We start from the raw sequence: 14,076 nt of genomic DNA, 5'->3' as shown, positions 1-14,076 counted from the left end.
ATTTTGCGGACTTGTTTCATAGGCTAAAATTAAGATTATTTCTTAACTTAATGTGATGGCTAAGTTAGCATGTCCAATTTTTAGACGAACTGACGTTAGCAGCAAATGTAGAGAATGCCTCTTCCAAAGAGACCTCCAAAAAATCATTAAACCATATTTGAAAGCATTTCTATTAAACAACTTGAAATAAAGACTAAATAATTGAATTTTATAAAGATATATGAATGAATCAACTTTAACAGCACTCGCAACAGTTTTATTAGTAATTGTCGGACTAGCACAAGTAGTTGTACTTATTGCTCAAAAAAGACAAACAAGAATTGCATTAGTTTCTGAGTATAGACAATTATGGACTAATTGTAAAAAGCATTGGGGAAATGTTATTTTCATTGGTAGAGACTCAGAAGAATATTACCAAGTAGTTGATGAAAAAACTCTTAATGAACTTAAAGAAAAAACAAAACTCTTTAGACTTGACACTCCGACAATTTGGGCATTAGAAAGCATTCATAATGTTTGTGGTGTTCTAGGAGAAGTCTCTACTAGAATATTACAAGGACATTTACAAATTTCTGATGCTTATCCAATATTTGGCACAGAATTTTTACGGCATAATAGACCCTTAAGACAACTTTTAGATTCGGATTATCATAAATATTCCTTAGAAGAATCTTTAAATGACAATCATAAGTCTATTAAAACTGAAATGCAAGACTGGCTTATCTACCACGATGGACTTCGCAGGAGATGTTTGATCTTAATTGATATTCTGTGGGCTGAAGCAGCTCGTTTAGAAGATTTGCCTCCAAGTGATATCCAAAGTGCGACAAACGCAAAAAAGATAACTGGGAAACTTAATAGGAAGCGTGTATTTAAAGAAGTACTTAGATTAAATGGATTAAGAAAGCTAATATTAGCCTTAAAACTATCTATTTTTCTAGGAAGAGCAGAATATTATTCTTTTTGGAACCAGATAGGTATAAAAAAAACGCGGTTAAACGCACTTGAAACAAATTGGACCAACCGACTTTTAAGGAATCATAAATAACGACAAATAAAAAAAAGTCGCATAAGAGCCAAGGTTTCATTGCGTGCGTAACAAGAACAATGAGAGTTTCGTTGAACCGAACAGGAGGTAGTTTAAAAAGAGAAATAATTATAGTTTAATTCCATATATTTACATTTTAATTAATAAAAATAAGTTCGATTGGAGTTTTTTAGACGTATTAACTTTAGCAGTCATTCCAACAAACTTTGTGTAAAACAAAAAATGCCATAATTTACCTTATGGCATTTTTTATTGGATTCTAAGTTAAATCTTCAATTGGTGCATATGGTCCATCACGTTTTACAGCAGAAATTCCAATTTCTCTAGCTGCGCTAGTTGTGTAATTTTCACTTCGACCTATGACCTCTCCATTAGTTGCCTTTAAATTAAAGGTATAATTAAGATATCCATCTTTACGTATATAGTTATTATCATATGGGGAATTGGCTTTTACTGACGCAATTCCATTTAAACAACTCTGCTTTGAAGTATAACCTTCTCCACTTAAAATAATCTCTCCATTTTTAGACTTAAGCCTATAATAGTACTGATTGTTAATTGAACTCTTGAAAACCTGAAATTTTGGATTTTCCATTTTTAAAAAAAATTTTGAATTAATAATTAGAGGTTACACCCCATTTCTGAATTACTTTTTAACTAAAGTTGATGTTGCTGCAATAAGAATTATTATTGCGAAACTGACCACTATAACATCAATGCTCTTTTTTGATGCTTTGACACAAAAATCTTTGTAGCATAGACTGATATTATTATCAGATTCTAATGATTTCATTTTATAAAAATTATAATTAATATTTTGCTTTTCACATCTCGACCGAAAAACCTTAGCCGCATCAAAACAATACTAAGTATTATTTTTCTTTCCTGACTCCTTTGAAAGGTGCTGGGCTAGATGTTTTTACATCCATAAACCTACCAGTATCTGAGTCTCTTTTAGTCCATAAACCTGTTTTTGGATTATGAACTTGTGAGCGATCTTTTACCGCACCTATTCTTGAATTGTCATTTGGAGAATTTGTCGCCATTTTTCAAAACTTTTTTTATTAAACATATTTCCTTAACTTCACGACATAAAGAATTTGCCTTAGTACTGTTTCTCCAAAGAAACAAACGTCTCTACAAAGAAACAATATTGTTTTGTTTTACCAAAGAAACATTTGTACATTTGGCGAAACGTTATTAACAATTATTTAAAAGTTATTCACAATGAGTTCAACCTTAGATACAAAGAAATTCTCGGAGATGATAAAATCAAAACGTGGAACTGTTGGATTAAGGGCACTTGCTTCTGAAATTGGAATTAGCGCTTCGACTCTATCAAGAATAGAACAAGGAAACTTACCGGATATTGACACATATCTAATATTGTGTAACTGGCTCAAAGTGTCCCCTGAATTTTTTACAAATTCAAATTCAGAAACAACTGATGTAAAATCAGGTGTTATTGCACACCTTAGAGCAGATAAAAGCCTTCCTTCTAAAACAGCTGAAGCATTAATACAAATGATAAATTTAGCATATGCTTCAGCAACAAAAGAAAGTCAAATATAGACGAGGGTTTAAAAAATGGTCTGATGAAAAAGCAATCGAGTTGAGAAGACAACTAGGTTTAAAAGATTTTTCATCCTTATGTGCTTTTGAGCTATGTAAGCATTTAAATATTACTGTGTTAGAGCCTAATCAAATTTCTGGATTACCAATCGAAAGTATAGATGAATTGTTGGGGCCAGGAAGTTCACACTGGTCTGCAGCTTCTGTTCCAATTAAAGAGGATAAGTACTTAATAATTCATAATCCACTTCATAGCGAGGCGAGACAGCAAAGTAATCTCATGCACGAATTAGCCCATATTATTTGTAAACACAAAGTTCCAAACGAAAAACAGAATTTAGGATTATCGGGATTCTTACGAAATCACGATGAAGAACAAGAAAATGAAGCTGAATGGTTTGGTTCATGCTTACAACTTCCAAGACCTGCGCTACTTTGGGCTTTAAGAAATAAAATGGGAATTGATGAAATTGCTTCTCATTTTAATGCTAGTAGCGAAATGGTTCGTTATAGAATTAATATCACAGGGGTTAAACGCCAACTGAATTACATTAAAACATAATAAACAACAGCTAACAGTATAGCTGTTGCACACCGATAAAAAAAACCACTGGAACTTCTTTGCCAACAGTTCCGGTGCTCGATTACATAGAGCACCACTTATATTAGGAAGATAAAACAAAGCCTTTATAATGCGGATAATTAAAAGAGCATATTAGTACTAACTATTCATTTAATTCATCTATCTGATTGTGGGCTAAAAAAAAGGATATAGAAATATATCCCTTTTTAATTACTCTATAATTCCCTCCAATTCAACAAACAATTTTACTACAGCAAGAACTTCTTTAGATTTTGCAATTCCACTGCTACACCAGGGATCATCTATAGCTTCAAATTTAAGCAATAGATTTTTCACCTCCTTTATCTGAAATCTGTTCAATTCCCCAGACCCAATTGCTTGCTTACAAAGCCTGATCGCATTGTGTTTAATGTAATTACTATTCCACCTTTTCTGAGATTCAATCTGAATCTTAATCACATTTAAAGTCATAATCTTTTTTTTAATATTAAGAGGTAAAAGTATTTCACACATCAATAATAAAAAAGGACATAAAAAAACGGAAAATAACCATAAGAATATCCCATTAAGCAATCTGTTAAAAACAAATAAAAAAGCCTGTTTATAAGTTGGTTTATAAGTTTTTAGTAGTTTTAAAAAGACTTAGAGTTCCAATTTTATCTTTGTAGTGTTGACTTACTAGTAAGCAACTCGATTCAAATGGTTTGATTAAAAACTTCGGCATTTGTTTTTAAATCTGCTACCGAAAGGGGACTATACACAACAGGGCTATGGCACTAGGGTACGAGTAGTATGTATGGCGGGTTGATTAATAACCTGAAAGTTGGTACCAAGCTGAAGAGCATTAATCGAACTGCTTCAGACACGCGATGGGGAGGATGGCTCCGAAAGGAAGTTAGCTTTAACCTTGACAGTGAGTGATAACTTGAACTGAATTCCTTCAGTTTAGGGGAAACGCACTATGCACACTCCAAAGAGAATTCTCCAAAAGGAAATTAACTATAAATAGTATATAGATAAATAAAAAAGGTCGAAAAATCAAAATTTTTGGCCTGAGAAAAACCAGCTCCCCGTGGTCTCCCGACCTCGAACCAGGGTCTTTTATCCGAAACCGAACATTCCAGATCAAAACTGACAATTTAGCTACGAAACATAAGTACTGTAGTTATGCGGATGTATAATCTTCAACAAACAATTAAAAAATATAGAATACACTGTTAAATAGTAATCAACTTATACGAAGTACTCCTACCACTTCCTTCTTGCTCAATAATACCTTTACCCATTAAATCTTGAATATCTCTAAGGGAGGTATCGGTAGAAACTTTAGTGATTTTGGCATATTTAGAAACAGTCAGTTTGCCAAAAAAATCATCAAGAAGCAGTTGAAGGATTTTTTGTTGACGGGAATTAAAGTTGGTAGTACGGTGAGTTTCCCAGAATTGAGCACGCTTTAAGATTGCAGCAATAGTTTCATCGGTCTGTGCCATAGAACGCAACAAACAATCAAGAAACCATTCCAACCAGTCAGTAATATCCAAATCCCCTTTTTGCGTACTTTCCAATATAGCATAATACGTATCACGTTCAGCTTGGATTTGAGCCGACATCGAATAAAATCGTTTTTTACTTTGGTCGGCGCGTGCCAGTTGCATATCAGTTATAGCTCTTGTGATGCGTCCGTTACCGTCTTCAAATGGATGTATGGTAACAAACCACAAATGGGCAAAAGCGGCCTTCAATACAGGATCAAAATCTTGATTTGAAATACACTAGTTTCGGAACTCATTTATAAAAATTAAAATTGATTATTACAAAAATTTTGATTAACCGCTTTATGGGTATACTCATTTATTTTCCTGAATTATTAATGTTCTGGATTTGTCATCTAAAAATGTTGAAGTGCAAAAAAAAGTATTTTTCCTTTCTCATTAATTATTATTTCACTCAGATTTGATTCCATTTTAGAATTATTATTTCAGCTAATATAGAACTATTTTTACTACTAATTACAAGTATCTAGTATTCTATAAATCATATTTCTTTAGCAAATTTCACATAAGTCTTGACTGATTCTTTGTAAAAAAGCCCTCGTTAGAGAGCTTTCCATTTTTTTTCATAAAAAAAAATATTTTCACAATGAGTTCAGATTTATTTTTTTGATTATTATACTTCTACTAAATTACGGTAATCATATTTTTCGTATTCTTTTGTATTAGCTTTTTCTTTGTTTAACTCAATCATCTCATTTTTTAGTTGAACTTTATACCATTGTTCTGGTTTAGTATGAGAAAATGTACTAAGTTTCAATGCTACTTGTGCATTTAATTTTCTTTCCCCTGAAAGATATTTATGAAGATTACTATCTCTCATTTCAAAATAAGTTGCTAATCTTTTTTTAGAAAGATTAAGGACTTTTAAATACATCTTAACAAAATCAAGAATTTTTAAAACCTCTGTATCATCACTTTCATTTCGAATATAATCTTCTAATTTATACTGAATAGAAAGTAACCGATTGCTTAATATTCGTTCTCTGGATTGAGTAGTAGAATGGGATAATATAGCTTTTTTTAATTCCCCTTTCTTTTTATCATTCCAAATATCTTCAATTTGAATTTCTTTAGTTTTCATATTCATTCATTTAAAAATTCATCAATTAATTTTTGCCCACCTTCAGGTGGAATAATCATAGAGGTATCACCAACCTTAAAAGCATTGTATTTTTTTGAATATACTGCCATTAGTTTTATTTCCTCTTCTTTATGTTCTTCAAAAACATCAAATGCTAAATAGCCTTCAAAGTCACCTTCTCCTTTTACGAAACTTAACCGACAAGCATATGCAATTAAACAACCTGCAACATTATCATATTCTTTTATCGTTCCTTTGTTATGAGGAGCAATTTCAACATAAGCCATATAGGGTTCAATCTTTTCCTTCATTTCAAAAATTAAACAACCTTCAATTTTTTCAGAAGTTTCTTCAGACACCAAAATATATGTTTCAAAACCTTTCTTTTTCGAGTGTTTATTAAAATTAAATCTCCATCCATCTGCCACTGACGGAAGATTTACTTTTAATAATTTTGAATCTGAAATTTTAGCATTTACTAAAACATTTCCATCGATTTTTAATATTTTTACATCCATTTAAGCAAAATTTCATTAGACAAATATACATAAAAATTATACATATTGTATAATTTATTGCAGTTAATTTTATTGGTTTAGATACTTGAAAAATGGAGATTAATCAATTCCCGTTGCTGGGAACTATCCACTTTAATATATTTCCCCTGGCGCGGGCATCTCGCTCGTGTACATGAAGTATCAGTCGATGAAAAACTCATAACCGTACAAAATATAAGAATATCTCTTTCATTAAATAATTTACTGAAGCACCTGGAAACTAAAGGTTATTATTTATTTGGCGAGAAAAAATTAGAAAACTGGAAATTCGGCAACCATAAAGACCAGTTAGAAGTTGCAACTTTAGTAATACGAAAAATAGATAGTAAAGATGTTATAAAAGTAGATTTGAAAGATGCCAGCACCTAACTGCTTTGAGCTAGCTGAAATTTAGTGGAATTACCGTTTCGCATCAAGTTTTAGTTAAACGGAAAATTGAGCGGTTACGAACTTCCAGCAAACTCAAGGCGGTATAACGTTAGCAACAACCTTAAAAAAAACCGAAAATTATTAATATTTATTTGATGAAAAAATGTTCTCGATGCAATAGCCAAAAAACGATTATTTATTCTACACATAAATTTCATAATATCTTGCAATGTGTAGATTGCAATAATTTAATTCTTACAACTCTTGGCGAATGTTGTAATGATCCTTTTTTTAATGTTACTATTGATAATAGAAATCCTGAAAGGTTGAGGCTTCATAGACAATGTCAAAATTGTGGAGGTTGCGTGGATAGAAATAAACCGTTAAGTCAAAACAATATTCAAAAGAAATTAGATTTAAATTTAGTTATCCGAACTATAATAATTGGGCAAATGAACGTAAAGAAAATTCAACGCAATTGTGGGAGTTTGTAAAGCCATTAAATTATAGCACTTCAAGATTTGCAAAATATACCGAATACTTGAGTTCTAATGCTTGGGCATTAAAAAGAAAAGAAGTTTTAATTCGGGATGAAAATTTATGTCAAGTCTGTAAAGAGAAACCTGCTGAACAAGTTCACCACAAAACTTATGAAAGATTATATGATGAAGCGTTGGAAGATTTAATTTCTGTCTGCAAAAATTGTCACGACGAAATCCATAGAGAAATTGATGAAAAGCGACGCGCTGAAATAAGACAAATGATCGATGAAGGCAATTACTAATCGAGTAGACGGCTCCGCCAGAAACTGACTGAGTGTGCCTCACACACCACCGTACGTACGGGTCTCGTATACGGCGGTTCGCAAAGTGATGGATTGAATTCAATGTAGGTTTCCAGCATAGACCGATACCCTTTCTTCTTGAGCCGTAGTAGGGTAATTGTAGAAGTTAGAATCGGACTTTGGGCAATGCGCCAGCCTCCTTTTCTGGTTCTGCTCCAAGCATAGGCGTGGTCTTTGTCAATCCCTAGTCGCATCAGGTTTTTCCTTTTACGTTCGGCTTTTTCCAGTCCGTACAAATGCATTTTAAGCTTGGTTTTTGAGTGTTTTCCTTCACTTTTGGGCATAAGTTCCCTTACCTATAAAATTAGCTTTCTAGTGTATATTCAATTTAAGTTAAAATATCACTAAATGTGGGTATTGTAACAATACTTATAAAAGTCTTTATTTACGAACTAGAATAAATAGCTTGACATATGGTAAAACTTTAAAAAAGCGTTATTTGTTGATGTTATTTACAAGTTACAAGCAAGCAGACCCTATGACACTTAAAACCAATAACAGAATATGACACCAGAACATAAACAAAGTATTTTACCTCAAATTGAAGAGTTTTGGAAACTCGATATAGATAAGAGAGTAGCGGAAACATATAAAGACTTTCAAGACTTAACAACTGTTTACATTGGTTATTATTCTGTGACTGAATTTACTGAATTCTCTAAAAAAGCAATCGGTGCAGTTAGGTCAAATTTTGCAATCAAAATTATTTAGTATTTTACCTTTTCAATATCAATTTCAAAATGATTTTGGAGCAGGGAATTTACGTGATGATTTAAGTAGTTTTTTAGCACATTGTGCTGGAAATGATTTCAATTCAGCTGTTGGATTTCTTTATAGATTAGTATATTATCAAGTTCAAAATGGAGTTTGGGATAAAGAGCAACCTATAGACAAAAAAAAGAAAATGGAAATTGTTGACGAGTTAGAAAGCCGTTTGCTATTGATATCAGAGAAATTAAACCAAAATATTGAATTAAATAACAAGCTAATTTCAGAACTTGAAACTAAAAAAAATAACATTACTCAATTAATAGCTACAAAAAACACTTGAATGAAAATTAGCAGACCTGCGATAACGAAATTATCCGAAATGATATGTGGGAACGAAGCTTTTAACCATTTCTCTTATCGTTCTTCATCTCAACTGACAAAATTTTTCATAGACAATGACCTAGACTTTGTTCACGACGGTTCAACCCGACATTCTTGGGTTCAAGACGTTTTAAATAAACTTAATGAGCAATCAAGCGAAATCGAAAATTTGCCAAATCGAGATTTAATCAAAGTAATAATATCGTTAGTAAATCCAGATTATTATCTCTTTGATGAAAAATTAGACCATAAAAAAGCTGTTGAAGATGTAAATAAGGCTTTAAAATCATCAAAAATAATACTTAAAGAAAAAGCTGACGGACAATATCTACTAACACACACCACCGAACCCTTCGGCTTCGCTCAGGATAAACCAAGCGGGTCACGTATACGGCGGTTAGCAAAAAGATGAGTTCAATTCGATTCTTCAGATAAGAATAATCTTCTTTTTGTAACGGTGTTTGGTTATATTTGAGGGTAATGTGACGGAGGTTATTTTATAGACTGGCGTTATCGGCTATCTTAAAAGACTGCTAAGTATTACTGGTAATAACAACTCGATCTCGATAGATTCTGTGTTGATTTACAATTAAAATATTGATTTATTTTTGTTTTTCAAAAAAAGACACTTCTGTAAAAAGTGTGTAAGTTTAAAAATATAGGGGTTTGACTTTTTAATTAAAGTTGAACTCTTTTTTCAAATATAGTTTAGAACTGGGTGAAGATTAATCCCCAGTTTTGAATTTTAGCGGTGACAATAAATTGCCGTCAACCAGGAAACTTCCTTAGTCTTCGTTTCTTAGAAAGATATATCCTAAAGCCAGTGATATACAATGTAAGGGGAATAAGTCCAGCGATAAAAACAAGAATCCTACCAAATAGTCCTGCAATTTCACCTGTGTGTACAGGGTAAAATTGTGCTGCCAAACGGTTGCTAGTAGCATCATTCCTATAATCTGTTAAAGAGATTGTTTTTAGGTTTGTGCTAACCGTCAGTTCTTTGGTTTTTCTAAGTCCTTGCGTTTTAAATCTACTCTCAATATATCTAAACCGATAGTTGTCATTTGCATCTTTAAGATAGTAAATGGCACGCAAGTCATAACTTTTATCGGAATCTAATAAAATCGTTGCAAAGGATGGGGGATTCTTATTTTGTGTTTCTTGTTTAAGAATTGTTCTACTATCTAGCACTGATAGCGCCTTTTTATAATAGGAATTATACGTAAAATAGGCACCTGTAAAGGAAATTGTCAAAAGTGGGATAAAAAAGCTAACCCCCAATACCTTATGAAGATCAAAATTAAATTTCTTTTTCTTACTCTTCCATTTAATTTTAAACCCGTTTTTAAGGGTAGAACTATAGGTTTTGTACCAAATGTAAATTCCCGAAAGCAATATTAATAAAAGAAAAACAATAGTACTTGTGCCAGTCACATACTTGCCTATTTTTGGAATGAAAAGGGTACGGTGAAATTTTAATAAATCTTCAAAAAACACAATTGAAGCTGACTTCTCTCCTAAAAACTGCCCATTTTCTGAATTATAATAATTGGTTTTCCCGTTTTTAAATTCAATAGAAATTGTTTGCTGCTCTCTATATGGTAGAAACATTTTGCTAATACTATCCGAGTGCGTCGTTGCTAAAGAGGATGCCGTTTTTAAAAAAACGTCATCCTCTAAACTATCTATGTTTTTCATCTTTAATAGCTCAGGGTTAAGTGCCGCGCTGAATTCTGGTTGCCATACATACATAGCACCAGAAAGGCCAGAAATCGAAGCAACTAAACCACATGTAATACCTACCCAAAAATGAATTTTACGCACTATATTCCCTAAAGCCATCAAACAGAAATTAAAAATTATATTGTAAACTTACTTTAGCGTTAGCCCCTTCGCCAGCTCCTGTAAATGTTTTTAATGGGGATGCCCATTGCGATCTTGCAGGAAGATAATACTCGTTTAACAAGTTATTTACCGCTAAGGACACAGACAAGTTAGGTTCTAATTGGTAAGCCAAAGAAAGATTAACTAAGGTATAACCACTTACTGGAAATTCAGTATGTCTATATTCATATTTGTTAGTGTTTACATTTAAAAAAGGATCAAATCTTTCTCTGTCTCCCGAATTGGTAACTCTAATAGAAGTACTTACTTTTGGTATCGGTCTCCAATTTGCATACACAGTCAATTTTGGTGCGGAGATAACATCACCTCCTAAATAGCTTAAGTTATTTTCATCTCCTATATTATATTTTGTACCTTCAACATACGAATAAGAGGTTCCAAATTGCCATTTATCGTTTGACGTAAAATAATCTACAGCAACCTCTCCGCCATAAATGCGTTGTGGTTGTTTTGAAGGTTGAAATGTATTTAGCTCATCAACAAAAACAATTCCCGTACCCAAACTTGAGGTACTGTAATACCCAACAGCCTCAAACTTCAGGTTATTAAATTTAGATAAAAAACCAAATTCATAGTTTTTAGTCACTGCAGCTTCTAACTGAATATCATTAATATTACTTGCTGTTGCAGAACGTAATACAGAACCTAAATCTGCAATTGAAAAACCTTGTGAGTAACTTACATATGGTATAAATTCTAGATGCTCAATATAACGTACACCAAAATTAAAGGCGAGATTATTAAAGTTTAGTTTACCACCCTGTACCTCTACAGACGGGCTAAAGTTACCATCACTTTTACCGGAATACGGCAAAGTACTATAATCAACAATGTCCATATTAATATCATCATAACGCAAACCCGTTTTGACAACCCATTTTTCATTAAATTTAAGGGTGGATTGTGCGTAAGGCGCCCAGCTAATCATTTCGATATTAGGCACCCATAACCTACCATCTAATAATCCTTGATTGGTTTTATCTCTAAGTAAATCTACACCATAAGTAAGTGTAATATCTGCCGCCTTGTTGTCTGATAACTTCGTGATAAAATTTGGTCTTAATCCATATTTTTCTGCATTTATTACAGATTGGCCTCCGTTTTCAAACTTATCAGAATAAAAGAAAATGTTCTCTGTGTTTTGGTAATATAAATCAGTTTGAAAGTCTGTATTTTCAGAAAATATATTGTTTAAATTATAGGTCAATTGTGCATTACCAAGGATCGAACCATTAGCTTTTTCTCCCACAATAGTCCCTTTTTCACCATATCCAGCTGTTATGGCATAATCTCCTTCTTTATTAAAAACGTCAACTATGGCAGCTACAGGAATAAATGGAGAGTTTTGTGTCGATTTATAAAAATTCCCTCCTAGCGTTATTTTTTGATTTGCAGATAATTGATACTCAATCTTTCCTAACGTACTGTATATTTTAGAATTATCAAATCCATAGGTCGGTAAAAGCGGAATGCCTTTAGCATCATATTTATTGCCCGTTTCTTCATAACTCCCGCTAATATAATACCTGAATTTATCTAAATTCCCTTTAAAGGATTGATAAACCCCAAATCCTAATGCGTCTTTTGTTTCTGCTACATTAGATGTACCCCAAACATTGGTGGAGCCTTCAAATTTTTTGATAGAATTAGGTTTTTTAGTAATGTAATTAATAAAACCGCCGTTACCACCGTTACCAAAAATAGAAGTAGCTCCTTTTATAACCTCCACGCGACTAATATCATTAGGAGTAATTGATTTTATTCCTAATTGTCCGTTTCTTAAAGGTGAAGATTGCGGAATACCATCAACCATAACTAGTAAAGATCGCCCACGTAATGTTTGTCCCCAGTTAGAAAAAGTACCTGAAGACATCGCTAAACCTGGCACTGTAAATTCTAGTATTTCACTAATATTTGAAGTAGATTTAGCAAACTCTTGCAGTGTAGCTTGTCCAATAACTGTAACCGAAGCCGGTATTTCTGATAAATATTCTGAGTGCCTGCTGGCAGAAATTACAACTTCATCTAAACGGCTTATATCATCTGATAAAGTAACATTGTATACTACTGAACTAGTACCATCAAACTTAAAGCTTTTGACTCTAGTTTGGTAACCAAGCATTTCAATCCTAACTGAATAAGTTCCCTCTTTTATGTTAGACAACAAATAATCTCCAGAAACATCTGTAATCGTATTATTTCCTAATTCTTTAATATGCACAGTAGCTCCTATGACTGTTTGATTATTTTGGTCTGTAACTCTACCCTTTAGATTTGATTGCGAAAATCCCTGAACTGATAGCAGCGCAGCAGCAATTAAAATAATAATTTTTATGTTATTCTTATTTAGATTTATTAAATATAAAGTACGAAAGTAAAACTAAAAAGAAAGTTAGCAAAGGAAAATTAAGTTTATTTTAAGAAATAAATGATTAGAGGGTAAGTCCAGCTTATGATCTGTTGAATAGCCGTGTTCATATAGACGATAAAGAATTTGCGTTGGATGATGGACTATTACCTGAAAATTTAGATCAAGGAAAAGTAAGGCAACAGTTTTTTGTCTTTGCGGTGCATATAGGCATCAGTGAGAAAAACTTTAATGATATCATGGAGTTGCGTTATCACAGTCAGAAAAGGCAGAAAAAGTGGTAGCTGCTTCTTTCCTAAACGATGCTACTAAGAGAAATTATTGGCAGTCTTACCAAGGCCGGCTAAAACAGTTAATGAAAGGATAAGCTTTCTATATAGTAATATGTACCACAAAATATAGAAAAGTGCTGCTGGTATTTGTTGAACTAGGGCTCCTAAAATTTAATTGGCATGATAAACACAAAAACCTCGTTTAAAACGATTTAAACGAGGTTTTTTTAGGGAAATATTATTTTTTGATTCTTCTACAGAAACTTTTCTAAACTCTTTTAATAGTTTCTCTAGCTCTAGAGTTGCTTTACGAGTATCCTAAAACTATTTTTTTAGTGTTTTTATCCAGATAATTAAAAGCTACTTCTACAACTAGAGCGTGGCCATTTTTGCCCCATGCTAAAGTTTTGATTGGTAGAAGGGAAAGGACGAATAGGATATGTTTTTTCATTAGTAATACGAATCAAGGGTTAAAATATTAAGTTTATAAAAGCGGAAGCAATTTTGCCGAAGATATGAATTAACAGTCCTTTGGCAGACCTCACTTTACTTGCTCTTTGAATATCTGTTTTTTGAATTAGCCAACTAAAAAATGCTTCTATAGGTTGTCTAACTCTTCATACTGCTGTCGAGAACAAATCATTTGCAGCTTTATCTCTATTTTTGATTTCTTGACATTGCCCTTTAATTCCTTTGATTGGAGTCATCATAATCGAATTTTTCTTTTGCTCTAATTCAGAAAAAAAATCTAGATCATTGTATATTTTATCTCCAAAAAAATTCCTGTTAGTTTTCTCAGACCAAGCTTCTTTGAATACAGTTAAATCATTTA

The 14,076-nt window shown here is 32.5% G+C and carries 15 protein-coding genes and 3 pseudogenes; 7 read left to right on the top strand and 11 right to left on the bottom strand.

All coding sequences use genetic code 11. The features are described from left to right. Positions 1–220: 220 nt before the first annotated feature. Positions 221–1,048, top strand: a complete 828-nt coding sequence (locus EKL96_RS14105) for a hypothetical protein (RefSeq protein ID WP_126463474.1) — start codon at positions 221–223, stop codon at positions 1,046–1,048. A 259-nt stretch (positions 1,049–1,307) separates the two neighbouring features. Here the strand turns inward: EKL96_RS14105 and EKL96_RS14100 are convergent, their stop codons facing one another. Together EKL96_RS14100 and EKL96_RS14355 are read right to left on the bottom strand one after the other, a co-directional pair. Beyond that, positions 1,308–1,643, bottom strand: coding sequence for a YegP family protein (locus tag EKL96_RS14100; RefSeq protein WP_126463472.1), 336 nt, complete (start codon positions 1,641–1,643; stop codon positions 1,308–1,310). 277 nt (positions 1,644–1,920) lie between these two features. Then, positions 1,921–2,094, bottom strand: a complete 174-nt coding sequence (locus EKL96_RS14355) for a hypothetical protein (protein WP_199739633.1) — start codon at positions 2,092–2,094, stop codon at positions 1,921–1,923. Positions 2,095–2,275: 181 nt separating this feature from the next. Between EKL96_RS14355 and EKL96_RS14095 the strand changes: the two genes are divergently transcribed. Together EKL96_RS14095 and EKL96_RS14090 are read left to right on the top strand one after the other, a co-directional pair. After that, positions 2,276–2,620 carry a helix-turn-helix domain-containing protein gene (locus EKL96_RS14095; RefSeq protein ID WP_126463470.1) on the top strand — a complete coding sequence of 115 codons (345 nt, stop codon included), beginning with the start codon at positions 2,276–2,278 and terminating at the stop codon, positions 2,618–2,620. Then, on the top strand, positions 2,589–3,182 hold the full coding sequence (locus EKL96_RS14090; RefSeq protein WP_126463468.1) for an ImmA/IrrE family metallo-endopeptidase: 594 nt from the start codon (positions 2,589–2,591) through the stop codon (positions 3,180–3,182). The genes EKL96_RS14095 and EKL96_RS14090 overlap by 32 nt, the downstream gene beginning before the upstream one ends. A gap of 231 nt (positions 3,183–3,413) precedes the next feature. Here EKL96_RS14090 and EKL96_RS14085 read toward each other — a convergent pair whose 3' ends face one another. From EKL96_RS14085 to EKL96_RS14070, 4 genes are all read right to left on the bottom strand, one after another. After that, positions 3,414–3,674 carry a hypothetical protein gene (locus EKL96_RS14085; RefSeq protein WP_126463466.1) on the bottom strand — a complete coding sequence of 87 codons (261 nt, stop codon included), beginning with the start codon at positions 3,672–3,674 and terminating at the stop codon, positions 3,414–3,416. Between the two features lie 746 nt (positions 3,675–4,420). Continuing rightward, positions 4,421–4,972: a Fic family protein gene (locus EKL96_RS14540; RefSeq protein ID WP_126463464.1), complete on the bottom strand. Its 552-nt coding sequence runs from the start codon at positions 4,970–4,972 to the stop codon at positions 4,421–4,423. A gap of 397 nt (positions 4,973–5,369) precedes the next feature. Beyond that, entirely contained in the window at positions 5,370–5,837 is a 468-nt protein-coding gene (locus tag EKL96_RS14075; RefSeq protein WP_231507358.1) for a transcriptional regulator, read from the bottom strand. 2 nt (positions 5,838–5,839) lie between these two features. Then, positions 5,840–6,355 carry a hypothetical protein gene (locus tag EKL96_RS14070; protein ID WP_126463460.1) on the bottom strand — a complete coding sequence of 172 codons (516 nt, stop codon included), beginning with the start codon at positions 6,353–6,355 and terminating at the stop codon, positions 5,840–5,842. Positions 6,356–7,241: 886 nt separating this feature from the next. Here EKL96_RS14070 and EKL96_RS14065 point away from each other — a divergent pair. Next, positions 7,242–7,547, top strand: a complete 306-nt coding sequence (locus EKL96_RS14065) for an HNH endonuclease (RefSeq protein WP_126455293.1) — start codon at positions 7,242–7,244, stop codon at positions 7,545–7,547. A 65-nt stretch (positions 7,548–7,612) separates the two neighbouring features. Here the strand turns inward: EKL96_RS14065 and EKL96_RS14720 are convergent. Then, positions 7,613–7,848, bottom strand: a pseudogene (locus tag EKL96_RS14720) (group II intron reverse transcriptase/maturase); the annotation flags it as partial. Positions 7,849–8,111: 263 nt separating this feature from the next. Here EKL96_RS14720 and EKL96_RS14055 point away from each other — a divergent pair. Genes EKL96_RS14055 through EKL96_RS14045 form a run of 3 tightly spaced genes read left to right on the top strand, consistent with a single transcriptional unit; the run spans position 8,112 to position 9,111 of the window. Continuing rightward, on the top strand, positions 8,112–8,318 hold the full coding sequence (locus tag EKL96_RS14055) for a hypothetical protein (RefSeq protein WP_126463458.1): 207 nt from the start codon (positions 8,112–8,114) through the stop codon (positions 8,316–8,318). Beyond that, positions 8,281–8,658, top strand: coding sequence for a hypothetical protein (locus tag EKL96_RS14050; RefSeq protein ID WP_126569031.1), 378 nt, complete (start codon positions 8,281–8,283; stop codon positions 8,656–8,658). The genes EKL96_RS14055 and EKL96_RS14050 overlap by 38 nt, the downstream gene beginning before the upstream one ends. After that, complete coding sequence (locus EKL96_RS14045) at positions 8,659–9,111, top strand: hypothetical protein (RefSeq protein ID WP_126463454.1); 453 nt, start codon at positions 8,659–8,661, stop codon at positions 9,109–9,111. It begins immediately after the preceding gene. Between the two features lie 356 nt (positions 9,112–9,467). Here EKL96_RS14045 and EKL96_RS14040 read toward each other — a convergent pair whose 3' ends face one another. The 4 genes and pseudogenes from EKL96_RS14040 to EKL96_RS14250 form a co-directional block, all read right to left on the bottom strand. After that, a complete protein-coding gene (locus tag EKL96_RS14040; protein WP_126463452.1) occupies positions 9,468–10,541 on the bottom strand; it encodes a PepSY-associated TM helix domain-containing protein in 1,074 nt (357 codons plus the stop codon). 10 nt (positions 10,542–10,551) lie between these two features. Continuing rightward, positions 10,552–12,909, bottom strand: a complete 2,358-nt coding sequence (locus EKL96_RS14035; RefSeq protein WP_255416386.1) for a TonB-dependent receptor — start codon at positions 12,907–12,909, stop codon at positions 10,552–10,554. A gap of 578 nt (positions 12,910–13,487) precedes the next feature. Beyond that, positions 13,488–13,556 (bottom strand): annotated as a pseudogene (locus tag EKL96_RS14535) (histone H1); the annotation flags it as partial. A gap of 305 nt (positions 13,557–13,861) precedes the next feature. After that, positions 13,862–14,076, bottom strand: a pseudogene (locus EKL96_RS14250) (transposase); the annotation flags it as partial.

It is taken from the genome of Flavobacterium sp. LS1R10, assembly GCF_003968825.1.
GTDB lineage: Bacteria > Bacteroidota > Bacteroidia > Flavobacteriales > Flavobacteriaceae > Flavobacterium.
Note: the sequence above shows the minus strand (reverse complement) of the source record. Positions and strands in the feature narration are given on the sequence as shown.

Excerpts from the sequence above, each read along its gene's own strand:
- EKL96_RS14040 (WP_126463452.1), bottom strand. The coding sequence starts at position 10,541 with ATGGCTTTAGGGAATATAGTGCGTAAAATTCATTTTTGGGTAGGTATT.
- EKL96_RS14045 (WP_126463454.1), top strand. The coding sequence starts at position 8,659 with ATGAAAATTAGCAGACCTGCGATAACGAAATTATCCGAAATGATATGT.
- EKL96_RS14085 (WP_126463466.1), bottom strand. The coding sequence starts at position 3,674 with ATGACTTTAAATGTGATTAAGATTCAGATTGAATCTCAGAAAAGGTGG.
- EKL96_RS14105 (WP_126463474.1), top strand. The coding sequence starts at position 221 with ATGAATGAATCAACTTTAACAGCACTCGCAACAGTTTTATTAGTAATT.
- EKL96_RS14100 (WP_126463472.1), bottom strand. The coding sequence starts at position 1,643 with ATGGAAAATCCAAAATTTCAGGTTTTCAAGAGTTCAATTAACAATCAG.
- EKL96_RS14090 (WP_126463468.1), top strand. The coding sequence starts at position 2,589 with ATGCTTCAGCAACAAAAGAAAGTCAAATATAGACGAGGGTTTAAAAAA.
- EKL96_RS14355 (WP_199739633.1), bottom strand. The coding sequence starts at position 2,094 with ATGGCGACAAATTCTCCAAATGACAATTCAAGAATAGGTGCGGTAAAA.
- EKL96_RS14075 (WP_231507358.1), bottom strand. The coding sequence starts at position 5,837 with ATGAAAACTAAAGAAATTCAAATTGAAGATATTTGGAATGATAAAAAG.
- EKL96_RS14070 (WP_126463460.1), bottom strand. The coding sequence starts at position 6,355 with ATGGATGTAAAAATATTAAAAATCGATGGAAATGTTTTAGTAAATGCT.
- EKL96_RS14055 (WP_126463458.1), top strand. The coding sequence starts at position 8,112 with ATGACACCAGAACATAAACAAAGTATTTTACCTCAAATTGAAGAGTTT.
- EKL96_RS14095 (WP_126463470.1), top strand. The coding sequence starts at position 2,276 with ATGAGTTCAACCTTAGATACAAAGAAATTCTCGGAGATGATAAAATCA.